This is a genomic window from Bacteroidota bacterium, assembly GCA_016194975.1.
GTDB lineage: Bacteria > Bacteroidota > Bacteroidia > Palsa-965 > Palsa-965.
Map to the genome: position 1 here is coordinate 27,227 of JACQAM010000019.1, position 26,201 is coordinate 53,427.

Genomic DNA, 26,201 nt, shown 5'->3' on the forward strand with positions numbered 1-26,201 from the left:
TAACGAAAAATGCGGTAAAAACGAATAGCTATTCTATAAAAGCTGCACTTTTCAGGGTAAAACCGTATTCATCTTCGACAAGAAGCCGTGTCGAATCAGTTTGACAGAGCACTTCCCCAATATTGCGCACAAAGGCAAAAGGGATATTTTTTCGTTCAAGTTTTTTTTCAATCTCGGCGGAAGAGAATTTTTCGATCACAGTTTTCAGTTTTCGGAAAAGTTCATTGCGATTGGCAACGCGCATTTCATTGGTTGAATATTTTTTGTCGGTCACCAGCGAATCCATTTCCAGCGAAGTGCACAGTTCACCGAATTGCATTTCATTGCCAATTGCGAGTACCATTATTTTTTTATCCTTCAGGCAAAAAGTTTCTCCGTATGGGGCAATGTTGGGATGAATGGATCCATTGAGTCCGGGAATTTTTCCGGTTTGAAAATAATTTGTGGCCATATAGGAAAGGGAGATCACAGCTGTATCATAGAGCGAAACATGAACATAATTTCCGTTGCCGTTTTTTTTCCGATCATAAAGTGCGAGAAGAATTCCTTCCTTGAGTTGGTGCGCGCTCAGGATGTCGATCATTGCCAATGGCATTTTAAGAGGGCCGGATTCATGAGTTCCATTCATGCTCATGAATCCTGTTTCTGCCTGTAAGCAGAGATCAAACGCAGGACGGGGATCTTTTTTTCCGTATCCTGAAATCTGTGCATAAATGAGTTTTGGGAATTTTTTTTTCAGAGTTGAATAATTCAAACCAAACTTTTTTTCATCGCCCGGTTTGAAATTCACAAGGATGATATCGGTATCACGAAGTAATTCCTGCAAAATCTTTTTTCCGCTTTTCCCAAGAATGTCAAGCAACAGATTTTGTTTTCCCTGGTTTGCAGCCCGGTAATAGGCAGAGGGTTTATTATGATCTTCCTCCGGCATTCTCCAGTTGCGGGTTACATCGCCCCCGGTTGCGGGATTTTCGATTTTCAGAACATGAGCCCCAAGTTCAGCAAGAAAAGTTCCCACCAAAGGCCCTGCAAGGACACTCGCAAGTTCAAGGACTTTTATCCCTGATAACGGTTTCTTTTTACCCCCCTGCTTTTTTCGCCTGATAGCCTTCATGGATCAGAATGTCGAGAATTTTATCGCGGTGATTTCCCTGGATGAGGATCTCATTATTTTTTACGGAACCGCCTACGCCGCATTTTTGTTTCAGTGATCGTGCTAATTCTTCTATTTCCGGAAAATGATCGGGGAAACCGTTTACGCGGCTCACCATTTTACTTCCGCCCAGGCGGTCAAGAAATATTTTGAGAGTGACCTGTTTCTTCGGTGTCGATCCTTCAATGTTTTCATTTTCTTCCACCCTGAAATCGGGATTGGTGGAATAAACAAAACCTCCGCTCTTATTTTTTTTGCCAGCCATTATCCAAAGTTAACGGGTAAAGAAAAATCCCGGTCGTTGCCAACCGGGATCTTTGAAAATAATTGAATAAGCTTAGAAATGGGTGTAAGTCTGCACACAGCCATTAGCTGTAGTAGAGTTGGTAATATCATGATCGGTGTAAGTGATGTTGAACATGATAGGTGCCGATGTTTGTGTTACGGTTCCATTGCCGCTGAAGTCATGCGAAGAATTGTCCGTTCCAATAGGGTTTTCATTCTGCAAAGGAAGTGTTACAGTGCTTCCGCTGATGGTGGCATAAACGTTATCGTTATTCTGGTAATCTGCGAAACCAACGAGCGCTGCACTGTAATGTGCAAAATGGATTTTTCCGTTTACAGTATTATCAGTAGTAATAGTAATGTTATAATTGAAGGCAGGAATAGTAGGAACCGTGTCATGAACAGAATAGTTACCTGTATACATTTCGGCATCATTTACAATATGAATAACAACTGCCTGATCGGCTTTGTTACCAGCTGCATCTGAAACGGAATAAGTAAGAGTATAAGTTCCTTTTGTGTTCGGGTCAACTGTTCCGGTAACGGTGATCGAGGTAGAAATGTCTCCGTCCTGATCATCGGTTGCGGTCGCTGTTGGGTTTGTCCAGGAAGTTCCAAGAGAAGCGGTCTGGTCGTTTCCACCTGTAACAGTGATAACGGGGGCTGTGGTGTCTGCCTTTTTGCAGGAAGACATGGAAATCACTCCCGCGAGGAATGCGACAGAAGCGATCAAAGTGAGTTGTTTTTTCATGTTATGGTTTATGGTTTTGAGTTTGATATGCTGTATAGCAAAGTTCGTGCAAAAGTAGGCGGATATAATATTGAAAGCAAACTTTTTTTGGTTTTAAAAATTGTTTTACATTTGGCGCCGGTTAACCAAACTCAAACAACCAAAAATGAAAAAAGTACTCTCAATCGCAGCTATGGCTGCTATGACCACCTTCGTAATCTCCTGTGGAGATGGTGGCGCTGCTGCAAAAGCAGATTCTACAAAAAAAGCGGATTCCGCTCACGGAGTTTTCGTGACAGACTCCACAAACAAAGCTGTAGCTGACAAGAAAAAAGCCGATTCTATGGCAAAAGCTGATGCTGATATGAAAGCTAAAATGGCAGCTGACTCTACCATGAAAGCCGATTCAATGGCAAAAGCTGGCAGCAAAAAACCGATGACTCCTAAACAAAAAGAGCACATCGAGAATAAAAAGGCAACAAGCGGACGCGGATAATCCCCGTTCGTTCCTACCTAAAAAGGGGCTTTGGCCCCTTTTTTTTTGAAAAAAAACCAGATAAATCACCAACTATATAATTTTTTATATCTTTGCCGCCGGTTAACCAAACTCTAAAAACCAAAATGAAAAAAGTTCTCTCACTCGTAGCTATTGCTACAATGACATCATTCGTTATCTCTTGTGGAGACAACGGAGAAGCTGCTAAGGCAGACTCAACCAAAAAAGCTGATTCAGCTCACGGTGTATTTGTAACCGACTCTACTAACAAAGCGGTTGCTGACAAGAAAAAAGCTGATTCAATGGCTAAAGTTGACGCAGATATGAAAGCTAAAATGTGCGCTGACTCTACCATGAAAGCCGACTCAATGGCTAAAAAAGGTGGCAAAGGTAAAAAAGGAAAATAATCTGAAGGGCTCTGCCCTAAGATAAATCCGATTTTATTCGGTCAAAAAAAAGGGACGATAGGTCCCTTTTTTTATGGACTTTAACAACGACCGGAAAAGACCGAAATCAATATCTTTGAAGCGTTTCAAAAAATGAAAATGAAAAAAATATTACTACCTATTGCTTTTCTTTGCTTTGTGATCTCTGCATGCGGCGGTGCCGATGAAGCTGCAAAAAAAATGCTCGATTCTATGAAAACGGACTCGATCAATAATATTGCGGCAAAGAAAAGAAAAGACGATTCGATTAAACTTGCTGCCTCTGTCGATAGTTCCAGTAAAGCAGAAAGAATGAAATGGCTTTCAGATTCAACTATGAAAGCGGACTCAATGAAAAAAAACAATAAGAAATCCAAATAATATTCTCGTCACAATGAGCAAAGGGGCAGCGATGCTCCTTTTTCATTTGCATTTGCAATCATCACCGCAATCTCCTTTACGCGCAGAATTAAACTGCTTCCGGAATCTGAAGAACAGAAAACATGCGGCCAGCAACGCAACAACAATCACTATTACTTTCTCGACCATAACGTAAAATTACGCGATTCCAATTTTACTTATTCATGAACACAAACAATATTTCTCCGAATACAATGAACACGGAAGTGAACATCCGCGTTCTCCGCAGAATCATTGTTGCATTTGTGATCATTCTTACCAGCGGACTTTTCATTCCGCTCATCAATGTAGACGCCGCGCAATACGGTGAAATTTCCCGCGAGCTGAGCCGGACTTCCGACTGGACACATATTTTTCTCCGCGGGCAGGATTATCTCGATAAACCTCCATTGCATTTCTGGTTGTCTGCATTAAGTTTCCGCATCTTCGGAATTCACGAGTGGTCGTATAAACTTCCGAGCTTTTTGTTTTTCATTCTTGCTGTTCATTCGGTGATCCGTATGACGAATATTTTTTACGACCGGAGAACTTCTCTCATCGCCGGATTATTTTTCTGTTCTTCCGCAACTGCTTTCCTCATGACGAACGATGTGCGTACGGACACGATCGTGGTGGGATGTGTTGCTTTTTCTGTCTGGAAATTACTCGAGTGGAGCCGCGGCCGCGCATGGACAGATCTTTTCGCGGCTTCGGTCGGGATCGGACTTGCGATGCTTGCAAAAGGGCCAATGGGAATAATTTTTCCGGCGTTCATTCTTGGCGTGCATTTTATTTTCAAACGCGAATGGAAAAATATTTTTCGATGGGAATACCTGGTGATGCTATTCGTCATTGCACTCCTTGTTTTTCCGATGTGCAAAGGACTGTACGAACAATTCGACCTTCATCCGGAAAAAGAAGTCAACGGGCATCAATCGGTTTCCGGCCTGCGGTTCTATTTCTGGACACAATCTTTCGGAAGGATCACCGGTGAAAGTGACTGGGGAACGAAATACGATAACGGGGCAACAGCATTTTTTTTCACGCATACATTTCTTTGGACATTCGCCCCGTGGTGCCTGCTTACCATCGCGGGGATCGGCACAACTGTTTTCAGTATAATCAGTAAGAGATGCAGTGCATCTTCATTGAAAGAATTTTTTTCCACCGGTGGGTTCCTTCTCCTGTTTCTTGCTTTGTCCGCATCACGTTACAAACTTCCGCATTACCTGTATGTAACCACACCATTCGCTTCTGTGATAGCGGCCGTTTTTTTCTGTGAAAAAATTCTTGAACGGAATAATATTTTATTGCAAAGAGTGATTTCCGTAATTCATTCCATCATCATAGCCGCACTTACGCTGTGCAGTATGTTCCTGCTCTTTTATGTTTTTCCCGACGGATCATTCCTGTCAAAAGCGCTCGCTGTTGTTTCGGTTTCTTCTGTTTTTTTCTGTTACTATTTTTCTTTCGGCTTCTGGGAGAAAAATATGTATCCGCTAATTGCCGCGCTGATGTCTTTTTATCTCGTGCTGAGTTTGCACTTCTATCCCCATTTGCTTCAGTATTCTTCAAGTATTAAAGCAGGAAAAATAATTGCGCAGAATCGCAAGGGGAGGGAAACTGTTTTTTTTACGGAAGATGCAACGGATTACACACTCGATTTCTATGGGCGGCTTGATGATCCTCCGCTCATTTATGACCCGGCGCTGGTAAGAAATGAATTGAACAATGGGAAGAAAACTTATCTCTACACTTCGATGAGTGAATTGCCGCAGGTGGAGAACGATGGATTAACAATAAAAAAGATAACAGAGTTCGATGATTTCCCTGTGCAGTTTCTTACGGGAAAATTTCTTTCTCCTGCTTCGCGGGGTTCAGTACTGAGGGAACGCATCCTTCTTGAATTCGGAAAATAAATTTTTACCTGATTTCCGGATCTATCACTCTTTCATCATTCAACAATTCCAGAAGCCTTTTTGCTGAAGCGTGATTGTCATTCGTACTCATGGAGCCGATCACTTTATTTTTCTCCCGGTTCGTGAGATGCCAGCTCAGCGAGATCACATCAGGCAATTCATTCTTCAATTCAAAATCGAGCACGTCGATCTTTCCGCCGAACCAGTGTGATGTTTGCGCGATCGCGTAATCGTGATTGTAATCCTGCACGGTAAAAAGATTTCCGTAAAAACTTCCAAGAGGCCGCGAAAGTGCCTGCATGATCGTTTGCGAATTATTGTCTTCCACGGGACGGACTTTATTCTTGTCACGTGTTTCAACAATGATAACGCCCGAAGTATTCTCCGCGATCCATTCCCGGAAATTGTAAAGAAAACGAAACACATTATCGAGCCCGTAATTATCACGCATTCCTGCATCGAAAACTTCGAGCACGGGATCACTCGGCAATGCAGTGAGCGGGGTGATGTAAGGGAATGTTGCATTCATGCGCAACACACTCATGAAACGAACGCTGTCGGCCGACTGATCTTTGAAAAATCTTCTGAATTCAATTGCATCCGGTATAAGTTTGTCAGTGACATTCGGCGAATGTGTGGGTTCCGTGAGATAAGAAACACCCTGCGAAGCAATGATGAGTTTTCTTCCGTCGTTCACAATCGTCGGAGCGAAAACCATCATCGGGATCTTTGCTTCTGCTTCCGGTTTGGTATAATCGCAAAGTGGTTTTTCAAGAATGCCGCCGGTATTTTCAAGAAAAATATTTTCAAATTCATAAGCCCTGTTCCTGCTGTAAGTTTCTCCATCGTAATCCACGTGCCGCAATGGAAGGAACCAGTCATTCACCGCAATTGAAAATGCAATAGGATTGAGTACGTCACTCGAAACATTTTTTCGGAAGGAAGGATCGCGGTGATCGAAATTTTCTCCGTTCTGTTCCCTCAGCCAGATCTCGCGCATGTATGCTGCGCCCAGCATACCGCCTGATGATCCGCAGATGAGCGCAGTGCGCGGAAGAAATTTTCCTCCCGTCAGACTATCGAGATACTGCATGGTGAAAAAAGTCCAGAAGGTGGAACGCAATCCGCCACCACTGCAACTCATGAGAATCATTTTCGGTTTGTGAAGTGTGTCGGTTGTATTTTTCTTTTTCCAGTTTTCGAGAATGGCGATAGTGTTGATAGAATCTTGCGTTCTGAATGTTCCGGATTCACCCATGGAAATTATTTTCTCATTCGAATAACTTGCCGGTTTCACATGATAATTCATTCCGTATGCAAGCGTACGTTCACCGAGAAGATCGAATTTGTAAGTGAAATTGAGAATAATGATGAGCACCACGAAAATGGTATTCGACCAGCCGCGGAACCAGGTCGTGAGTACGCCCGTGAACATGAGATACAAAGTGAAAAGAAGAAATACACTCGCACTGGCTGGTATCATCAGGAAAGGAATGTTGCGGAAAAATCCGAAGAGCAGCAGTGTAATTATCACAATGAGTTCGAACCAAACCGCTTTCCCGTGATTCTGCATGAAAACACGATTGAGCAATTCTTTATCGTAATGTTCGAATGGCCGTGCGCGTCTTATTTTCGTTAACCCGGTGAGATAACTTTCCACGTGCCAGTCGCGTCCTTCTTTTCCGGGTGTTACCGTTTTCCAGCTGAGTTTTTTGCTTAGCGGATCGCGGTTAAGAATGACGCGTTTCGGCTTCGGGCTTTCCATGTCATTTACCACCAGTCCGTAAAGCGATTGAATGTCCTTACTCGTTCTGAAAAAATAAAACAGTGAACCCAGAATGAAAATGGCATTGCCGCAAATAAATCCGGCGACGTCGAACAGCACCTGCATTTTCGAAACAGGTTCTTCATGAAGAAATCTGAAAATGAGAATAAGATAAGTAACCTGGAACGCAAGCGGGATCACAAAATTATTTGTGCAGAAACGGAGAAACGGCCGACTAAGCGTTGCGAGAAATGGGAAACGGAATGCATTATAGATGTAACACGAGATCTGGTATGCCATGATGAATCCGCCGCAGGAGAATCCGACCACGAAATAAGAAAAGAAATTCACCTTGCCGATATATTCCGGATCAACGAACAAAAGTGAAATGCCGTAACGCGATGCCAACCCGCCGGTAAGAAAACCGAACATCAGCAACCAGAAAATGATCAACACGGGATTTTTCTTGATCTGCACGAGCAGCAATTGCACCGGAAAAAAATAAATCGTTCTTCTGATGATGGGATGCCGGTCGATCCATGCGCGAAGGCGGACCATAAGTTGTGGGTTCTTACTTATTAAACGTTCTCAGAGGAGAAAAGTTGTATTTATAGTGTGGTCGGTAAGCGGTTTGCAGCAGCGGTAAGCAGAAGTAATTTCTTTTAGTTCGGGCGGAGTCAGGAATATTATTTTATTTTTTCATTCACGATCCTTAGTATTTCGTTTTCCATGGCAATTGCTTTTTCCTGGATCGCTTTTCCTTTGGAAAGAATTTCAGTTACAAAATTTTTGTCGGCCAATCCGGCGGCGTTGATCCTCACATTCAGGTACGCGCCCATAACGGATGCACGTGCAGCGAGCGCACCTACGCCTGCGTCTGAAACTGAATTCGGATTTCCGCTTTCGGCCATTGCTTTGATCACATTCATCGAGTCGAATGAAACTTCCATTACGCGGAACGGAATTTCAGTAGCTGTTCGCGTTGCATCCTGGATTGCTTTTGTGCGCGCCGATTTTTCTTCTTCTGTTGATTTCGGTAATGCAAATGCATTCATGATGAGGTTGAATGCAGCCGTGTCGCGATCCACTAATTGCAATAATTCTTTTTTGTATTGCTGTCCTTTCTCCGCCCAATCTGAAAATCCTTTCCAGCGATCGTCCCATCCGCGTTTGTGCGAAGAGAGATTTGCGACCATCGTAGCGAGTGATGCGCCGAGTGCGCCCATGTACGCCGAAATGGATCCTCCACCGGGAGCAGGACTTTCGCTCGATGTTTCATCAGCGAAATCGGCAAGCGACATGGAAATAAGTTTTGATGAGGTAGAATTGTTCAGCATGTATTCGATGATTCGTTCATGGGGTTTGAATGGAGCAAGTTCATCAAGACCGAGCGACTTGATCGCGATCCTGATCAGTTCTTTTTCAGGAACACCGGTGGAACGTTGTTGTTTTTCTAAAAAATATTTTCCGGCGTCGAGTAAACAATTCATCGGGATCAGCCCCACGATCTCCGATCCGGTTACGCGAATGCCGCGCTCCGTTGCTTTTTTATTCACTTCTTCGAATGCAGCGTGCACCGAAGTGATCTTTGTATTGGTGAGATTCATCGAGATCTGCGCAACGCCATATTCTTCAATGAACCATCCGATCGCTTTCACTGATTTCAATGTGCCGGGAATGACGATTGGATTTCCATTGGCATCTTTCACATTATTTCCTTTCGCATCTTTCTGTGTTCGTCCTGCCTCGCGCACATCGAACGCGATCGCATTTGCGCGGCGCGTGGAAGTGGTGTTGAGATTGATGTTGTAAGCGACGAGAAATTCTCTTGCGCCGATCACGGTTGCCCCCCGCTTCGTATCGAATTCAACCGGGCCGAAATCAGGTTTCCATTCCGGCAATTTTATTTTTTTGAAAAATCCTTCATACTCGCCGGCGCGGATCACCGAAAGATTATTTCTTTTTTTATCCGCTTGCGCATATTCGTAGAGATAAACGGAAATGCCTAATTCTTTTCCAACGCGTTCAGCAAGTTTTTTCGAATACGCCGCAGTTTCTTCCATCGAAATTCCGGAAACAGGAACAAGCGGACAAACATCAGTAGCACCCATGCGCGGATGTTCTCCTTTGTGTTTGCTCATGTCGATCAACTCACCGGCAATTTTTATGGCGCGGAATGCAGCTTCTACTACAGCGCCGGGCTCACCCACAAATGTGACAACAGTTCTGTTCGTTGCTTTGCCCGGATCTACGTTCAGCAGGCGAACACCTTCGACACTTTCAATTTTGTCTGTGATCTGTTTGATGATGTGGAGATCGTTTCCCTCTGAGAAATTAGGAACGCATTCGATTATCCGGTTCATGAGTGATCAGTTTTTTTTATTCAGGATCTTTAATTTATCAATCAACAAAAATAGTCCGGCTACCGCTAAAAATACCAGGAGAGGTTCGATGATCAAACGATGCCGCGTTTCCACATAGAAAACCGATTGAAAAAGTGAAAGCCCAACCGGTGCGGAAATTAGAAAAAAAATCCGTCTGCCTGACAAGATGCAGCAAATGATGAAAAGCAAAAGTATCAACCCGAAAACTATTTTGTACAACGGGATCAGTTCACGGCAAAAGGCAGGATATTCATTTCCGATATTCTTCCGGAACCACCAGAAATTTTTCAGCTTCACGAAGTACATCGCAGTTACGTGAGCAGGATCGTTCTTCAGGATGATTAAATATTTATTCATGAAAAATTTGTTCTGTTCCCTCACGGAAAGATGATCGAGCGTATCGAAATCCTTCCCGGTCATTGCCGCGTAAAAACTTTTTCCGTTATCAAGATAATTACCGCCTTCAGAATTGTAGAGCGCTCCTTTCCAGAGAATTTTTCCTGTGGCTGAATTGAGCCCGATTATTTTATCGGTCCTGTAATTCCGGATCAGCAGGGGCATGATGATTAACATTGAAACAAAGAGCACCAGCGAAAAATTAAGTAAGATCTTTTTCATTCTGAAATTTTCGAACGAAAGCAATAGAAATGGAAGGATGCAAACAATAAGTGTAGGCCTGTCAAGGATGGAAAGTCCGAATGTAATTGCAAAAAGAAGAAGATTTTTTATTGTTGCATTTCTGAAAAAAACTGTCGTGAAAAAAAGACAAGCATAAAAAAAGAACATATCTAAAACTAACGGATGAACATTCGCAAATGAATACCACAGGATAAGCGGGTGAAAAAGTACGACCCCGGCAGGAATTAAAATGAGTTTTTCTTTCCAATGATAAATTCGGTGATCAGCAAAAAATTTATCAAAGAAGAAATCTGCGGTTTTCCAGGTGAAAAAAGCAGTAACGCCATTCAGCAGGATGTGAAATGCCATCACGATGATGGGATGCAGTCCGAAAATTTTGTAAAGGAGAAAAACAACGGAATAATAGACCGGGAAAACGAAACTGTGATTATTTTGCCCGTCACTCACGCAGAAGGCCTCGCCCGTCTGCAATTTATTCAGCGCCATGTAATGATCTTCCCAAACAATGATCCGTGGATGAAGGATGAAAAGAGAAATGAGCTGGACAAAAACGGTAATGGAAATAAAAAAAATAATTTTTTTTCCGCGCATGAATTCAGGATAGGACTTTGCCATTGATAATTACCTGCTCCACCAAATTACTTCCGAATGCATAAGGCAGAAACGCCACTGACGGAATTTGTTTTGTGATAACGAAACTTGCAGTTTTTCCAATAGTGATACTTCCATGCGAAGAAGAAATTCCCATGGCATAAGATGAATTGATCGTTGCGGCATTGATCGCTTCTTCCGGCGTCATTTTATAATTTATGCAGCACATGCTCATCATCTGCATCATGTTTCCTGATGGACAACTTCCCGGATTGAAATCACTCGCTACTGCAACCGGTAATCCTGCGTCGATCATCTTTCGCGCGGGAGGATTGGGGAGGCCAAGAAAATATTGCGCGCCGGGAAGAAGAGTGGGCATCGTGGAAGAATTTTTCAGAAGAGAAATTTCTTCTTCGCCAACGTATTCGAGATGATCGACACTGATGGCTCCGCATTTCACACCCGCCTGCACGCCACCCGAATTGCTGAGTTGATTCGCATGAACTTTCGGGATCATCCCGTATTTTTTTCCGGCTTCAAGAATGCGAACGGATTCTTCTTCGGTGAAATAATTTCTTTCGCAGAAAATATCACAATAGTCGGCAAGTTTTTCATTGGCGATCGCAGGCATCATTTCATCAATGATGAGTTTGATGTAACCTTCCTTATTGTTTTTGAATTCCGTGGGAACCGCATGTGCGCCGAGGAAAGTTGCCTTCACCGGAATTTTTTCAAGCTCTTTCAGCCGCCGTATGACACGCAGCATTTTCAATTCACTTTCCAGGTCGAGTCCGTAACCGCTTTTAATTTCCACCGCACCGGTTCCGAGTGAAATGATCTCGTCGAATCTTTTCAGCGATTGTGAAAACAATTCATCTTCAGAAGTGGCGCGTAATTTTTTTGCAGAATTAAGTATTCCTCCACCACGCGCAGCAATTTCTTCATAACTCAATCCGCGTATCCGATCCACAAATTCTCCTTCGCGATCGCCTGCGTACACGAGATGCGTATGCGAGTCGCACCACGAGGGAAAAACAAAACCTTCATTCGCATCGATCACTTCGAGTTCCGACCAATCTGAAATTCCAGAAAAATTTTCCATGGTTCCATAGTCGGCGATCTTTCCGTTCTCACACGCGAGCCATGCATTTGCAAGTGAAGGAAGAACAGCCATTTCTTTCCCGGAAACTTTTGTCAAAGAAGTTTCGCGCACCTGTACGAGCCGGCCGATATTTTTTACGAGTAATTTTTTCATGGGAATCGGAATCAAAGATGGGAATTCTCAATGAGATAATTCATCCTGAAATTACAGGGAAAGATCCTGAAAAAAAATTGGTAAAATCCAGCTAAAAAAAATCAATAGCTGATCCACATTTCTTTCTGACTTTTTTTGTAACGATGTTCTACTCTCCATTCATGCACATCATCTGAAACGCGATCAAGAAAAATAGCGCCGCTCACCGACCAGAACATTCCGTTGTAATCCGTTTCGAACCGGTGCGGAAAAATATTTTCCAGCTGGCCCTGGAATGCACAGTAACGATAACCGGCGAGAAAATTAATTCCAATCCATCGCGTCGGCTTGAATCTTCCTATTGGCGGAAGTTTGAAAGAAAGAGAAAGTCCGGCACCGGTAGGAAGAAAAAATTTCACGGTTCGTGCAAGTTGCTCACTCGTTGCATTGGAATAAACAAGAAAAACAGATTTTCCACCGCCCACTTCCACAGGGATACTGAACTCCACGAATTTGAAGCGGAATAAAAACCGTTCGAAATAAGCCGTGCCGAAATAGAGATAACGATTGGCATGATACGCCGATTGCCCTGAAGAATCGACAGCGATACTTTTTAATTTATCCTTGAGAAAATAGGCGCCGAAACCAACTTTGAATTTATCATTGATAAGCACACCTGCCCGTGCACCCCAGATATTCACTTCTTTTTTTCTGATGAAAGAAAAACGCTGATCGAAATCGAATGCGGGTTTAAAAGTGTTTTTGTGCTTGGGTTGCAATAGCAGAGAGTCCTGTGCATGCAGCGACAATGCCGGTGAGAAAAGAATAAAAAAGCATAAAAAAATAGGGCCCGGAAATTTCTTCATGTTCACGTTAGACGATCCTGCTGTCGAATGGTTTGAAGTGTTGAATAACTTTTGAAACGGGGCAGTGTGAAAGTAGTTATTTTTGCAGGAATGCCCGGCAATTCCATTGGTAAACTTTTCAAATTAACTTCCTTCGGCGAATCGCACGGACCTGCCATTGGCGGAGTGATCGACGGTTGCCCGCCCGGAATTTCCATTGACAACGGATTCATCCGTTCTGAAATGCGCCGCCGCCGCCCGGGACAATCTCACATTGTTACACAGCGCAAAGAAGAAGATGAAGTGGAATTTCTCTCCGGGATCCTCGATGGAAAAACAACCGGAACACCAATAGGATTTATCATCCGCAATCAGGATGCGAAGTCGAAAGATTATGATCTCTTCCGCGAAATTTACCGCCCGTCGCACGCCGATTTCACTTACGATGCAAAGTATGGTGTTCGTGATCACAAAGGAGGCGGACGTTCTTCTGCGCGCGAAACCGCTGCGCGCGTAGTGGCGGGTGCGGTGGCAAAATTATTTCTTGCTTCCAATGGAATTTCTGTTGTCGCTTATGTTTCGCAGGTTGGGAAACTGAAACTTGAAAAAAAATATTTTGAACTCGATCTGTCGTTCGCAGAAAAAAATATTGTGCGCTGTCCCGATCATGATCTCGCCGAAAAAATGATCGCGCTCATTGAGGAAACAAGAAAGAACGGAGACACAACTGGCGGAGTGGTGGAATGTATTGCAAAAGGAGTTCCTGCCGGAATTGGTGAACCTGTTTTTGATAAACTGCACGCTGATATAGGGAAAGCAATGTTGTCGATCAATGCAGTGAAAGGATTTGAATTTGGAAGCGGATTTGCCGGAACAGAAATGTACGGATCAGAACACAATGATATTTTTATTCCCGGGAAAGCAGAACGGAAAATAGTAACGGCAACAAATAATTCAGGCGGCATACAGGGAGGAATCAGCAATGGGGAAGATATTTTTTTCCGCGTCGCATTCAAACCTGTTGCAACCATCATGCAAAAGCAAAGAACTGTTAATACCAAAGGACAGGTTGTGGAAATGATGGGAAAGGGCCGTCATGATCCGTGCGTGGTGCCGCGCGCGGTCCCGATCGTGGAGGCGATGTGCGCGATCGTACTCATGGATCATGTATTGCGCCAGCGCGCCTTCAAATAATTTTTCCTTTTTTGATAAAATCGTTTTAGATTTTAATTATTATCTATTTCATAAGACTTATCTTTGAATATGGAGTATGGAGTGATAAAATCTATTAATAAGGATAGAAAAACCGGGATTATTCTTAATAAGAGGACTGGTTTAGAAGTGCATTTTAATGAACCGCATCTTGTTGAATTGGGACTGACGGTTGGAGATATGGTTGGTTATGTTTATTTTCCTTCACCAGTTAAAAAGAAAGTAGCTGGATCTTTATGCGTAGTGACTTATTTGACAAAAAGGAATCTTAAAAGAGCCATTGCAAGAGAATCCGAACATCTTTCGGAGGAGTTTTTGAAGTTAATGGGCTACGTTGTGACAGTAAAGGACGGTTGGGTCGTTAAAATAGATGGAGATGGAAATGTTCTTGAAAAAATATCCAAAGTGAAAGCTTTAAAGGGTAAGAAAAAGATTATTCTTGATTAAGCAGGTAGAATCACGACGGATGAGAGTCTTTGCAGGACCGAATGGCTCCGGGAAAAGCACGATCATTAACTCAATCAGGAGTTACCGTGAAAATGAATTTCAAATTGATTTTGGAACGTATGTTAATGCTGATGACATTGCAGTGATGCTAAGAAAAAACAAGTTTCATTTTAATAAATATAATATTAAAACAACCAAAGAAGAATTCATCAAAATCTCAATTTCTTCAGGGCTTATTAGCGGTAGTAATTTTACTTTGTCGCGTTTTCTTTCTTCTTTCAGGTTTTCAGGGAATGGGAAAATCAATTTGCTTAATAAACGGGACGATGAAGCGCTGGCGCAGATACTTGCAGATTTTTTAAGAAAAAAACTTTTGAGTGATGGCAGAAAGTTTTCTTTTGAAACAGTCTTTTCTCATTCTTCAAAAATAGAAATTATGAAGCATGCAAAAAATGCCGGGTACAAAATTTACCTCTATTTCGTTTGTACTGAGAGCCCGGAAATTAATATAAGACGAGTCAAAAAAAGAGTAAAGCAAAATGGTCATGATGTTCCTGTAGATCGCCTAAAATCAAGATACAATCGCTCCTTGCGGTTTCTTTATGGTGCTTCACAATTGGCATATCAGGCATTCTTTTTTGATAACTCTACTGATCAATTACAACCTTACTTTGCACATTTCAAAATTCAAAAAGGAGTTAAATTATGGGATGAGATGGATATTGAAAAAATTCCAATGTGGTTTTATAAACATTATTTTGCTAAAGTAAAGAAGAAAAAATAACGATCCATTTTGCGATGTGCGCGATCGTACTCATGGATCATGTATTGCGCCAGCGCACAACAGGAAATTAATTCAGACAAAAATTTTCAAATCAAAATCATGACAGAAGAAATCAAACCGAAAAAGAAAAAGAAAAGCATGCCGAAGAGAATTCTCAAATGGACAGGAATAACTTTTCTTGCATTGCTCATTACTGCGATCATTCTGCCTTTTATTTTCAAGGATAAGATCATCCAGTATGTGAAAGATGAAGTGAATAAAAATCTCAACGCTACTGTTACGTTCGGCGATTTCGATCTCACGCTCATCAGCAGTTTTCCGGATTTCCGTTTTACGATCAGGGATGTGAAAGTTGTTGGTAAAAATGAATTTGCAAAAGATACGCTGGCAAATATTCCGGAACTGAAACTCGATCTCAATCTCATGAGCGTGATCGCGGGCAGCCGGTACAAAGTGAATTCCATCCGGCTCACGCATCCGCACATTCACGTGCGTGTGCTCGCGAACGGAAAATCGAATTACGATATAGTGAAAACGGACACGGTTCCAACAAAAGATGCTACGCCTAAAACGCCTTCGAAATTTAAATTGGCACTGAAAAAAATGGAACTTACCGGCGCCTACATTTCCTACGACGACGCTTCGCTCGGAATGAAAACCGTGATCGACAATATGAATTATATTCTCGATGGTGATTTTACGCAGGACAATTTCAATATGGATAATGATCTGAACATTGAAAAATTTTCGCTGGACTACGGCGGAATGAGTTACCTGAAAAATGTGAAGACCGTTGCTAAAGTTTCACTCGGTATGGATCTCGTGAACTGGAAATTCACTTTTAAAGAAAATGAATTCAACCTGAATGATCTTGGTTTGGGGCTCAACGGATTTTTTGCAATGCCGGGAGATGATTACAACATGGATCTCAGTTTCAAAGCAAAGCAAAATGATTTCAAGAATTTTCTTTCTCTTATTCCCGGTGCGTACACAAAAGATTTTTCAAGCGTGAAAGCATCCGGAAAACTTTCGTTCGACGGATTTCTTAAAGGAACTTACAGTGAGAAGCAGAATAAAATGCCGGGCTTCGGTTTGAATTTCAATATTACCGATGGAAGTGTGCAATATCCTTCTGTTCCCAAATCCATAAGCGCGATCAATGTCGATTGTAAGATCGATGATGCTTCCGGCGTTCCCGATGAAACAAAGATCGATGTGAATAAAATGCATATTGATTTCGGTGGAAACCCGGTGGAAGGAGGATTGCATGTTTCCACTCCTGTTTCCGATGCGAATCTTGATGGATGGGTGAAATGTCATCTGGACCTTGCTACACTGAAAGATGTGATGCCATTGGAAAAAGATGATCAGCTCAATGGAAAAGTAGATGCCGATGTGAAAATGAAAGGAAGAATGTCGCAGATCGAAAAAGAACAGTACGACCAGTTCGATTGCAGCGGAACGCTCGGTGTGCAGCAAATGATCTACAAAACAAAATCATTGCCGTATGATATTACTATCGATGCGATGAACATGAATTTCACGCCGCAATTCGTTGCTGTGAATAAATTCGACGGGAAGATCGGGAAGAATGATATGCATGCTGATGGAAGGATCGACAACCTGCTCACTTATATTTTCAAAGATTCATTGCTGCGCGGAAGTTTCAATTTCAATTCTTCGATGATGGATCTCAATCAATTCATGGGCGAATCATCTTCTGCAACTCCGGATACGGCTTCCATGGCGGTGATCGATGTTCCGGGAAATATTGATTTCACATTGAAATCGGCGATCCTGAAATTAATTTACACCGACATCAACATGGATAATGTTTCCGGCATTGTAACGATCAAAGACAAAACCGTTGATGTGAGCCGGCTCAAAATGAATTTAATGGGAGGATCCATGATGCTTGATGGAAAATATTCCATGTCTGCTTTAACGGATCCTAAAGTGGATCTGCAGATGGAGATCAGCGATTTTGATATTCAGCAAACGGAAAAATATTTCAACACTGTGGAAAAATTGGTTCCTGTTGCAAAATATACCACCGGAAAATTTTCTTCGAAGCTGAAGTATGCAAGTGATCTTGATCACAAAATGATGCCGGTAGTCACTTCGATCAACGGCGATGGAACACTCAGCACAAAGCAAGTGGAGGTAAGCGGGTTCGCTCCGCTGAATAAGCTCGATGACGCGCTCAAGATGAATAAATTTAAAAAAATAACCATCACCGATATCAATAACATCAGTTTCAAGATCGAGAACGGTCGTGTTACAACACAACCCTTCGATTTCAAGTCCGGTAAATCAACAGGCAAGATCGGCGGATCTACCGGCGTCGATCAATCCATCAATTATGCAATGGACGTTGCCATTCCAAGAACAGAATTCGGCCCGGCCAATGCAGCGCTCGACGGAATGGTATCTTCGGTAAAAGCAAAAGGAATTCCATTCACGCTCGGCGATGTGGTGAATGTACAGGCACTCTTCGGCGGAACAGTTACGAATCCAACAGTGAAAACGAATCTGAAAGAAGCCGGCGGGAACCTGATGGATGCATTAAAAAATAATATTGTGAATACGGTGACGCAGAAAGCCGACAGTCTGAAAAATGTGGGAGTGAATAAAGCGTGCGAAGAAGCGCAGAAACAATTCGATGATGCAAAAGCAAAAGCTGCACAAGTCAAAACCACTTCTTACCAGGCAGCCGACGCAGCGAAAAAAGCTGCTTATGACCAGGCCGATGCATTGGAAAAAAGTTCATCCAACCCGCTGCAAAAAATTGCCAATAAAAAAGCGGCAGACATTGCGCGTAAAAAAGCCGATGACATTTGCACAAAAGCAAAAACGGATGCCGATAAAACAGAGGCGGATGCAGTTGCAAGAGCCCAGGCGGAAAAAGATGCCAAATGTAAGTAGGGAGGAGCATGGAGATTGAACAATGAAAAAGATCTCCGGACTCCGAACTCAGGTGTACCTTTTCGGCATAATTTTCGTTATTACATAAACACCAGCGATCATGAACAGCATCTTCCGTTTTATTTTTTTTATTTCCATCGCATGCTCGTGCGTGCCTGTGCGCGTGTTTGCACAGGATGAAGCTGCTTCTCCGTGTCCGCCACCTGATGATGAGGATGCGAAAAAGAATTTTGAAAAAGCGAAAGACAAAAAAAAATATAATTGGGATGAACGCATGGCGTTTCTAAAAACTACGCTCGAAGAAGAACCTACGTGGGCCGATGCAAATTACCAGATGGCGAAAAATATTATCACCAAAGCAGTTGCTGATGGAAACGAAGGAATTTATCCCGGTGCAATTCCTTATTTAAAAGCAGCGGTCGATGCGTGTCCCGATATCGGCGCTGAACCTTTTTACCAATTGGGAACGCAGTATTATCTCCAGGAAGATTATCCGAACACAATTATTTATCTAACAAAATATATTAACTACGAAACAGATGATCCGAAAAAACTCGGGAAGGATTATGATTTCTTTTCAGGACAGGCGCAGGAAATGTTGCAGTGGTCGAAATTTTATGTCGATGTAAAAACGCATCCGCATCCGTTTGATCCCGTTCCGGTAAAAGGGATTTGCACCGATAAAGATGAATATCTCGCCATCGTTTCTCCCGATAATACGCTTGCACTTTACATACGGAAAGTTCCCATCAGTTCCATGGATCGTGTTTGGGGATCGGCTTCCTACCGCGAAGTTTTTACAGAAAGTAAAAAACAATCGAACGGAGAATTTGATGCGGGAGAATTTCTCGACGATCCGTTCAATAAAAATCCGAATGAAGGCGGGCCAACACTCACCATCGACAACAAACATCTTTTTTACACGATCACGAAAGATACGCCCGACGGGCCGAACACAGATATTTACACTTCCGATTTTGTAGATGGTGCGTGGACGGAGATCCGTTCCATTGGAGAAAAAGTGAATGACCCGATCTGGTGGGATTCGCAACCAACTGTTTCTGCCGATGGAAATACTTTGTATTTCGCGAGCAATCGCCCTGGCGGACAAGGAGGAATCGATATCTGGGTGACGAAAAAAAATACAGAAGGTGAATGGGGTGTTCCCGTGAATGCAGGGCCGGTGATCAATACGCAATTCGATGAGAAATCTCCATTCATACATTCCGACAGCCAGACACTTTATTTTTCTTCGAACGGACATCCCGGTGTAGGCGGGTATGATATTTTTTATTCACGCTCCGATGCAAAAGGAAACTGGCAGACGCCGGTGAATCTCGGTTTGCCGATCAACACGACCGGCGATGATCTCGGATTTTTTGTGAGTACCGATGGAAAAACAGGATTTTTCTGTTCGAATGCGCAGATCAACGGGCAGGTAGGAGGGTGGGATGTTTATCAATTTGAATTGTATCCGGAAGCGCGGCCGGAAGCGGTGGTAATTTTAAAAGGAGAATTGAAAGATGATTTCGGAAATCCGCTCTCAGGAAAAGTAGATGTGGAAGTGAAAGATGTTCAAACGAAAGAAGTGCACCAGGCCGTAGTGGATACAACATCAGGAAGTTTTGCAGCAGCGATCCGCATTTCTAAAAAAGAAGATTTTGTGATCTCCGTAAAAAAAGACAGCGCTGCTTTCAATTCCACATTGGTGTCAACGAAAGATGGATTCAAGTCGAGTGCGGTCGATCTCAAACCAATGAACATCGATAAATTAAAAGTGGGCAATGCTTACACGATCAATGACATCAACTTCGCAACAAGTTCTGCGGTGATTGAACCGGAGTCGATGGTTGTGCTCGAAGAATTTGCCGCGTATTTAAAAGAACATCCTCATATTAAAATAGAAATTGACGGACACACGGATGATGTGGGCGACGATAAACAAAATATGGATCTCTCCAATGAAAGAGCGTACGCCGTGTTCGAAGCGCTCACTACAAAATTCGGAGTGCCGCGTTCGCAGATCACCGGTTCACATGGCTATGGAGAAACGCGCCCGAAAGTTCCAAATGATTCGGATGAACATCGCGCAATGAACCGCAGAACGGAATTTGTGCTGATAGCGCAGTAAGCAGAAGGCAGTAAAAATAATCTGTGCGTAATCAGTGAAAATCCCCGCCTGCCAAAGTGCAGGCAAGTGCGCAGGCGGGCAGGAGTGGCAATATTTCTGAGGCAGAAAGCAGAAGGCAGTAAAAATAATCTGTGCGTAATCAGTGAAAATCCCCGCCTGCCAAAGTGCAGGCAAGTGCGCAGTCGGGCAGGAGTGGCAATTTTTCTTCTGAATGTGCAGAAGGCAGTAAAAATAATCTGTGCGTAATCAGTGAAAATCAGTGGCAATTTTTCTTCTGAATGTGCAGAATAAAAAATTCTGGATCGTGTTGAAGGGCGTGTGGTGATCGATGGTAAAACATTTTTCTTTTTCAAATGATGCCGAAAGTAATTCAGTCATTGATCTTTCGGAATATTGTTTCACCGGAAGTCCGCTGCATTTCTGCGGGCCCTGTTCAGAAAAAGTGGCGACAATGAAATGTCCGCCGGGGCTGATGCATTTCGAAATGGTATTCACATAATTCCTGATCTCTTCTTCATCCGTTAGAAAATGAAACGCTGCACGATCGTGCCAGAGATCATATTGCTCTTTCGGCCGGCAATTTGCTTCATCACAAACATTCCATTTTATTCTTGAAGCATTTGCGCCGAGTCGTTTTTTTGTTTTTTCAAGAGCACTTTCCGAAATATCCTGCACGGTAATATTTTCAAATCCCAGTTCAAGCAAATTATCTACGAGTAAACTGTCGCCGGCGCCGTTGTCAAATATTTTTGCCGATTTCGGAAGATCCAGTTCTGAAATAAGTGCAAGGGAAGTTTCAGGTTTTTTCTGGAACCAGCTCACTTCCTTCGGTTGTTTGGACTGGTAGATCTTTTCCCAATGGGATTTTCTGTCTATAGTTGTTTTCAATTCGCCCGAAATAAAAATTCGTTGTATTCGTAATTCGTAACCATTATTTTGCTTTTTCTCCTGCTAACGGATAACCTGCATCTTCCCATTCCACGAGTCCGCCGGCAAAACGAAATATATATTCATATCCCATTGCATCGAGGAGATGATAGAGCAGGATGCTTTTATTACAGGAAAAATCGGTGCAGTAAACAATGATCCTGTCATTTTTTTTCAGCGTATTTTCAATTCCTTCCTTCGTGAAGAGATTGAGTGAACCGGGAATATGGCGTGCGCGGAATTTATTTTCTTCCATCGCATTTACAAGACGGAGATCTTCTCCTGAATCGATCCTTTGCTTGAGTTCTCTGGCGTTGATTGAATTCATTATTTGCGGATTTTAGATAATATTTTTTCAATAGCAGCTTTAGCCGTTTTATTTTTTTCAGGTTTTGCTTTCCCGAACGACAGGAGTTTCGATTTCATTATTCGTTCGAATTCAACACGATCGAAACAATGACGGCATCCTTCGATGTGATGAAGAAGTTCTTCCCTCGCCTTCCCTTTGATATAATTATCAATGAAATCGTTGAAGCGGAGTGCAGCTTCGTCACAATCGATCTCGGCAATTTTCTTTTCAGGAGTTTTCATTTTTCAAATGTTTTTGCGGATGAAAGCTGAATTTCATTTTCCTCTTTACCGCAGGTACAGGTGTAGTTTGATTTTTCTTTTGGTTTTTTCGCGGTCTTTATTCCGAGTTCTTTTGCATAGAGCCATAATTTTTTCTGCAGGATCATTCTTGCTCTTGAAACACGGCTGCGTACCGTGCCAATGGGAATTACCAGGATAGAAGAAATTTCTTCGTAAGAGAAATCTTCCATATCGCAAAGAACAATTGCTTCGCGGAATTCTTCCGGCAATTCGTTGATCGCATTTTCAAACTGTTTTTGCGTGAGCGCACTGATGAATTTTTTCTCGGGATTTCCTTCTTCCACAAAATCGGTTTTCGATAATGCTTCGAATAAGGAGAAATTATTTTCGTTCTCATCCCGGTCTTCATTCCCGATCTCCACCATTTTTTTTCTCTTCCTGTAATTACTGATGAATTGATTGTTCATAATGCGGAAGAGCCATTGCCGCACCTTGCCCTGATCTTTCAGCCCGCCGAAATTATCATGAGCTTTAAGAATCGTTTCAGAAACAAGATCATCGGCATCGAAATTATTTTTGCAAAGACTCAACGCGAATCGCTGCAGTGAAAGATGATTTTCCACTACGAGTTTTGTAAAAAGTTTCTTTTTATTTTCTGATGTACTCATTGCTAAAATGAAGATACGATATCGCGGGCGGATTTATATAGTACAGGAAACAGCGCCGCTCAATAATTCTTCCACGAGATTGGCAGCCGTAACGATCTGCGCTCCTTCAATCAGATCGGCTTCGGTAATGCCGCGCGGTTTTGTACATGCGCCGCACGCCCAGATCCTGCCACCGTTAGCAATGAAAGAAGTGATGATGTCCTGGAGGTTTGCATAACCCTCTTTTTTTACCTGCGCTGCATAACCCTTCGTTGCTAATCGCACACCTTCGATCGTAAGAAAAACAGTTGCTTTCTGATCGGCGGTTACCGCTACATTTCCAACGATGAAAGGAAGAATGGCGCGTTCAGCATCTTCTTTTCCGTAGGTGCAGTGAATCAAAAGTGATTTTGACATAGTAGAGGTTTTTTTAATTTTATTTTTTCCGAATGAAGAACAATGTATTGTCGGTGTCGATCTCCTGCGTGCCTACGAGCGTGTGGCCTGTGAGCCGGCACCAGGCAGGTACGCCCACGCGCGAAGCCGGATCATCATTGAAAACGCCGAGCACCTGCTGCGGAAGAATTTCTTTCATCGCAATTTTTATTTCCGGCGTGAGGTTCACGCACGCGAGGCCCTTCGCATTTATTTCTTTATCGGCTTTCATATTTATTTTTTCTGCGCGAATAAAGAAACACTTTTCACGCCGTATTGTTTCGAAGCGCCTTTCGCCGATTTGGAAATGAATTCGTACGAAGAATTATTCCGCACGAACAGAACTTCCATTCCGCACGTTTCAATGGAAGATTTGTAAGTGTCTTCCTGTCCTGCGCCGCCTATGCACGAAGCCCAGAGTGTAGAATCGCAGGTGATGTTTTCCGGCAACTGGTGTTCGGTAACGATATCGGCGATCACCATTCTTCCTTTCGGTTTGAGAACGCGTGCAACTTCTGCAAAAACTTTTTCTTTATCCGGACAAAGATTGATCACTCCGTTGCTGATGATCACATCGAAACTTGCATCAGCAAAAGGAAGTTGTTCGAGGTAACCTTTCACAAATTCAACATTCGCAAAATTATTTTCATTCGCCAGGCGTTTCGATTTTTCCAATTGTTCATCCGTCATATCGATTCCGGTAACATGTCCTGTCTTTCCGACTTTAAGTGCAGTAATGAAAAGATCCATTCCCGATCCGCTTCCGAGATCAAGAACTTTTTCGCCTGCTTTGAAATTTGCAAGATCACAGAAATAACCCACGCCTGCGAATGATTCTATGGAAGCCGCCGGAATTGAATCGAGACATTCCGTTTCATAGCCCAGCTTTTCAGCAAGCCCGCGCCCCATTTCGAAATGATATTGTCCTTCCGGCTTCAAAGCCACATCACGATACATTTTTTTTACTTTTTCTTCGAGTTCGCCGGAGTTTACTTTTTTAGGGGTGGTGGTAGGTTCCATGGTCGTAAGGTTTTGTGGTTGTTTCACAATTGACGCGCACGGAGCCCGGAAAGTTCCCGGTTAGGAGAAATAAATTTTAAAAGGAGTAATAGAAAGCGGGAGTTATTAAGCGGCAGCGGTCAGCGGTGGTAAGCAGTATGCAGAAGGCAGCGGACAAAGTATGTTTTGCTCCAATGCAAGTGCGTTCTGCTCTAAATTCTGGCGAAGAAAAAAATCAAACCCTGAACTCCAGACATTCGCACAAATATTCGTAGTTCCGTATCAATTTGTAATTCGCAACACTACGCAGCAACTTCAAAACCGGGAGAAGAATTTCCGTGGAGCGAGGCATCGTTCTCATTCGGAATTTCTTTCCCGGTCAATTTGTGCCTGCCGCTTTCTAACGGATCATTCGCTATACTCGGGCAGGACTTTTGGGAAACGGAAGCACGCTCTTCCGCTTCTTCATTAATATTTTTATCTGCAGAAAATTCTTCGCCACTCTTTATATAGAAGGCCATCATGGCCGGTTCTATCAATAAAGAAATGGGCAGAGTGGAGTGGGTGCGTTGCTGGAAGATCATAAGCAGAGGTTTTTAGTTATTAACATTTACTATATTTTAAGGCCTTTTACTACCTTTCACGCAACAAAAATATAGTAAAACTTAATATAATCCAAATATTTTTATTAAGTTTGTCCAATAATCGAAAAACATGACACTCGCCCAACGAATAAAAATGATCAGGAAACAGTTCGGACTTAGTCAGACAGATTTCGCAGAAAAGATCGACATCACGCAAACTTCACTCTCGCAAATTGAAGGCGAGAAGAATGGAATTTCTTACGATGTATTCAAAGGCATCATTGAGAAATTTGAAATAGATCCTACCTGGCTCATGGACGGAACAGGTTCAATGATCAGGACTGAATCTTCCAAAAAGAAAACCGGCGCTATTCCGCTCGTGGTGCAGGTGAATAAAAGTGATGAAGAAGAAAATATTGTGGTCGTCGATCGTAAAGCTGCTGCCGGCTATTTACAGGGACAGGAAGATCCGGATTACATCTCGAAACTTCCTTCGTTCCGTTTGCCCGGATTTCACGGAAAAACTTTTCGTGCGTTTGAAATTACCGGCGACAGTATGACTCCGGGAATAAAACCGAAAGATCTCATCGTTGGCGCTTACGTGGATTCCCTGCACGAAGTGAAAAAAGGTGAAGTGTATATTTCTGTTCTTCATGATGGCTCTATTGTTGCAAAAAGAATTATCCCGATAGGCGGAGATAAATATGAATTCCGTTCCGACAATTCTACCTACGAACCTTATTATGTGAATGCAGAAGAGATCGCTCAATTATGGAAAGCAGAAGCGCGCATCACCAAAGAACTTGAAAAACCAAAAGAGCATGATAAATTTTCCGAGATCGAACAGCGATTGATGCAACTCGAGAAAAAAATGAAATGAGAGTTGCGAATCCCGATTGCAATCGGGATGAATTACAAATAAAGCGAATGCCAAATGGCCAATGACAAAAAATCAGATCGGTAAAGAAAATTTTAATCAACGCCAATAGTTCCTGATCAAAGCTGAACCAACTTTGCATTAACTCATAAACCAATATTATTTATGAAGATCTACACCACTCAACTCAAAAAAAGTATCCGCGAAAAACTGGAGTCTATCAACGATACAGAATATCTGGCTTCGCTCGATGCCATTCTTACTTATGAAGTGATCTCTCCCGACGGAAAAATGCCGGCAGGAAAAAAAGAAAAAAAATTCTTCCTGAAAAAATTCTGGCCATTCATCCCGGTCTCTTAGTCGTTAATCTTTCCCCGGTTAACCGCCGGCCACTGCTTCCATTGCCATGGTTTTGTAGTGGCCGGTTTTTTTCTGAGAACGATCATTTTTATTTTCCTGACCAGCATCATCTCTTTTACTGAGCGCCATCATAATAATTAATTTCCATCTTCATGAAATTTGGCAAAAACAAATTTTATGGATACTTCTTCTACCGAACACTACGATTACGCCGAAGAAAAAATCGGGAAAAAACAAAAAAGTACCGGAAAAAAAGCGCTCATCTTTTTCAGTTCAGGCGCATCCATTATTTATTTCGCCGCACTTTATTATTGCTACTCCACGGGACATATTATGGAAACTTATGTTGTGGGTGGCGCCATGCTTGTGGTCGGCGCATTTCTCATTCGCGCTTACCGGGCACTCTGAAAAAAAATT

At 42.6% G+C, this 26,201-nt stretch carries 29 protein-coding genes; 12 read left to right on the top strand and 17 right to left on the bottom strand.

What is annotated here, in order from left to right; translation table 11 throughout:
- Positions 1-28 precede the first annotated feature (28 nt).
- The 3 genes from HY064_11750 to HY064_11760 form a co-directional block, all read right to left on the bottom strand.
- Positions 29-1,114, bottom strand: coding sequence for a CoA transferase (locus HY064_11750; GenBank protein MBI3511329.1), 1,086 nt, complete (start codon positions 1,112-1,114; stop codon positions 29-31).
- Positions 1,080-1,418 carry a translation initiation factor gene (locus tag HY064_11755; GenBank protein MBI3511330.1) on the bottom strand — a complete coding sequence of 113 codons (339 nt, stop codon included), beginning with the start codon at positions 1,416-1,418 and terminating at the stop codon, positions 1,080-1,082. The genes HY064_11750 and HY064_11755 overlap by 35 nt, the downstream gene beginning before the upstream one ends.
- Before the next feature lie 72 nt (positions 1,419-1,490).
- The gene (locus HY064_11760; GenBank protein ID MBI3511331.1) at positions 1,491-2,189 is read right to left on the bottom strand and encodes a DUF5011 domain-containing protein; all 699 of its coding nucleotides are present in this window, start codon (positions 2,187-2,189) and stop codon (positions 1,491-1,493) included.
- Between the two features lie 145 nt (positions 2,190-2,334).
- Between HY064_11760 and HY064_11765 the strand changes: the two genes are divergently transcribed.
- From HY064_11765 to HY064_11775, 3 genes are all read left to right on the top strand, one after another.
- Entirely contained in the window at positions 2,335-2,664 is a 330-nt protein-coding gene (locus HY064_11765) for a hypothetical protein (protein MBI3511332.1), read from the top strand.
- A 125-nt stretch (positions 2,665-2,789) separates the two neighbouring features.
- The gene (locus tag HY064_11770; protein MBI3511333.1) at positions 2,790-3,071 is read left to right on the top strand and encodes a hypothetical protein; all 282 of its coding nucleotides are present in this window, start codon (positions 2,790-2,792) and stop codon (positions 3,069-3,071) included.
- Positions 3,072-3,209: 138 nt separating this feature from the next.
- Positions 3,210-3,470, top strand: coding sequence for a hypothetical protein (locus HY064_11775; protein ID MBI3511334.1), 261 nt, complete (start codon positions 3,210-3,212; stop codon positions 3,468-3,470).
- 42 nt (positions 3,471-3,512) lie between these two features.
- On the opposite strand, the gene HY064_11780 is transcribed toward HY064_11775, so the two are convergent.
- Positions 3,513-3,638 (bottom strand): FeoB-associated Cys-rich membrane protein, encoded by a 126-nt coding sequence (locus tag HY064_11780; protein ID MBI3511335.1) that lies wholly within the window; start codon positions 3,636-3,638, stop codon positions 3,513-3,515.
- A 35-nt stretch (positions 3,639-3,673) separates the two neighbouring features.
- Between HY064_11780 and HY064_11785 the strand changes: the two genes are divergently transcribed.
- Positions 3,674-5,407, top strand: coding sequence for a glycosyltransferase family 39 protein (locus tag HY064_11785; GenBank protein MBI3511336.1), 1,734 nt, complete (start codon positions 3,674-3,676; stop codon positions 5,405-5,407).
- Positions 5,408-5,411: 4 nt separating this feature from the next.
- Here HY064_11785 and HY064_11790 read toward each other — a convergent pair whose 3' ends face one another.
- The 5 genes from HY064_11790 to HY064_11810 form a co-directional block, all read right to left on the bottom strand.
- Complete coding sequence (locus HY064_11790) at positions 5,412-7,730, bottom strand: hypothetical protein (protein MBI3511337.1); 2,319 nt, start codon at positions 7,728-7,730, stop codon at positions 5,412-5,414.
- 128 nt (positions 7,731-7,858) lie between these two features.
- On the bottom strand, positions 7,859-9,535 hold the full coding sequence (gene ftcD / locus HY064_11795) for a glutamate formimidoyltransferase (protein ID MBI3511338.1): 1,677 nt from the start codon (positions 9,533-9,535) through the stop codon (positions 7,859-7,861).
- A gap of 6 nt (positions 9,536-9,541) precedes the next feature.
- A complete protein-coding gene (locus tag HY064_11800) occupies positions 9,542-10,810 on the bottom strand; it encodes a hypothetical protein (protein MBI3511339.1) in 1,269 nt (422 codons plus the stop codon).
- Positions 10,791-12,041, bottom strand: a complete 1,251-nt coding sequence (locus HY064_11805) for an imidazolonepropionase (GenBank protein ID MBI3511340.1) — start codon at positions 12,039-12,041, stop codon at positions 10,791-10,793. Before HY064_11805 ends, HY064_11800 begins: the two co-directional genes overlap by 20 nt.
- A 101-nt stretch (positions 12,042-12,142) precedes the next feature.
- Positions 12,143-12,886 (bottom strand): hypothetical protein, encoded by a 744-nt coding sequence (locus HY064_11810; GenBank protein MBI3511341.1) that lies wholly within the window; start codon positions 12,884-12,886, stop codon positions 12,143-12,145.
- Between the two features lie 90 nt (positions 12,887-12,976).
- Between HY064_11810 and aroC the strand changes: the two genes are divergently transcribed.
- The 5 genes from aroC to HY064_11835 all read left to right on the top strand — a co-directional run bounded on the left by aroC (position 12,977) and on the right by HY064_11835 (position 20,364).
- Entirely contained in the window at positions 12,977-14,059 is a 1,083-nt protein-coding gene (gene aroC, locus HY064_11815) for a chorismate synthase (protein MBI3511342.1), read from the top strand.
- Between the two features lie 81 nt (positions 14,060-14,140).
- Positions 14,141-14,524 carry a hypothetical protein gene (locus HY064_11820; protein ID MBI3511343.1) on the top strand — a complete coding sequence of 128 codons (384 nt, stop codon included), beginning with the start codon at positions 14,141-14,143 and terminating at the stop codon, positions 14,522-14,524.
- Between the two features lie 19 nt (positions 14,525-14,543).
- Entirely contained in the window at positions 14,544-15,308 is a 765-nt protein-coding gene (locus HY064_11825; GenBank protein MBI3511344.1) for a zeta toxin family protein, read from the top strand.
- A gap of 99 nt (positions 15,309-15,407) precedes the next feature.
- Positions 15,408-18,233: an AsmA family protein gene (locus tag HY064_11830; protein ID MBI3511345.1), complete on the top strand. Its 2,826-nt coding sequence runs from the start codon at positions 15,408-15,410 to the stop codon at positions 18,231-18,233.
- A gap of 100 nt (positions 18,234-18,333) precedes the next feature.
- Positions 18,334-20,364 (top strand): PD40 domain-containing protein, encoded by a 2,031-nt coding sequence (locus HY064_11835; GenBank protein ID MBI3511346.1) that lies wholly within the window; start codon positions 18,334-18,336, stop codon positions 20,362-20,364.
- A gap of 246 nt (positions 20,365-20,610) precedes the next feature.
- Here HY064_11835 and HY064_11840 read toward each other — a convergent pair whose 3' ends face one another.
- From HY064_11840 to HY064_11875, 8 genes are all read right to left on the bottom strand, one after another.
- On the bottom strand, positions 20,611-21,252 hold the full coding sequence (locus tag HY064_11840; GenBank protein MBI3511347.1) for a class I SAM-dependent methyltransferase: 642 nt from the start codon (positions 21,250-21,252) through the stop codon (positions 20,611-20,613).
- Between the two features lie 43 nt (positions 21,253-21,295).
- Complete coding sequence (locus HY064_11845; GenBank protein MBI3511348.1) at positions 21,296-21,619, bottom strand: rhodanese-like domain-containing protein; 324 nt, start codon at positions 21,617-21,619, stop codon at positions 21,296-21,298.
- Positions 21,619-21,882 carry a hypothetical protein gene (locus tag HY064_11850; GenBank protein MBI3511349.1) on the bottom strand — a complete coding sequence of 88 codons (264 nt, stop codon included), beginning with the start codon at positions 21,880-21,882 and terminating at the stop codon, positions 21,619-21,621. Before HY064_11850 ends, HY064_11845 begins: the two co-directional genes overlap by 1 nt.
- Positions 21,879-22,550 carry an RNA polymerase sigma factor gene (locus tag HY064_11855; GenBank protein MBI3511350.1) on the bottom strand — a complete coding sequence of 224 codons (672 nt, stop codon included), beginning with the start codon at positions 22,548-22,550 and terminating at the stop codon, positions 21,879-21,881. Before HY064_11855 ends, HY064_11850 begins: the two co-directional genes overlap by 4 nt.
- Positions 22,551-22,583: 33 nt before the next feature.
- A complete protein-coding gene (locus tag HY064_11860; protein MBI3511351.1) occupies positions 22,584-22,946 on the bottom strand; it encodes a DsrE family protein in 363 nt (120 codons plus the stop codon).
- Positions 22,947-22,965: 19 nt separating this feature from the next.
- Positions 22,966-23,196, bottom strand: coding sequence for a sulfurtransferase TusA family protein (locus tag HY064_11865; GenBank protein ID MBI3511352.1), 231 nt, complete (start codon positions 23,194-23,196; stop codon positions 22,966-22,968).
- A 2-nt stretch (positions 23,197-23,198) separates the two neighbouring features.
- Positions 23,199-23,984 carry a methyltransferase domain-containing protein gene (locus HY064_11870; protein MBI3511353.1) on the bottom strand — a complete coding sequence of 262 codons (786 nt, stop codon included), beginning with the start codon at positions 23,982-23,984 and terminating at the stop codon, positions 23,199-23,201.
- Positions 23,985-24,265: 281 nt separating this feature from the next.
- Complete coding sequence (locus HY064_11875; GenBank protein MBI3511354.1) at positions 24,266-24,484, bottom strand: hypothetical protein; 219 nt, start codon at positions 24,482-24,484, stop codon at positions 24,266-24,268.
- Between the two features lie 193 nt (positions 24,485-24,677).
- Here HY064_11875 and HY064_11880 point away from each other — a divergent pair, with 193 nt between their 5' ends.
- The 3 genes from HY064_11880 to HY064_11890 all read left to right on the top strand — a co-directional run bounded on the left by HY064_11880 (position 24,678) and on the right by HY064_11890 (position 26,192).
- Complete coding sequence (locus HY064_11880; GenBank protein MBI3511355.1) at positions 24,678-25,427, top strand: helix-turn-helix domain-containing protein; 750 nt, start codon at positions 24,678-24,680, stop codon at positions 25,425-25,427.
- Between the two features lie 162 nt (positions 25,428-25,589).
- Positions 25,590-25,784 (top strand): hypothetical protein, encoded by a 195-nt coding sequence (locus HY064_11885; GenBank protein MBI3511356.1) that lies wholly within the window; start codon positions 25,590-25,592, stop codon positions 25,782-25,784.
- A gap of 177 nt (positions 25,785-25,961) precedes the next feature.
- On the top strand, positions 25,962-26,192 hold the full coding sequence (locus tag HY064_11890) for a hypothetical protein (protein MBI3511357.1): 231 nt from the start codon (positions 25,962-25,964) through the stop codon (positions 26,190-26,192).
- Positions 26,193-26,201: the final 9 nt, after the last annotated feature.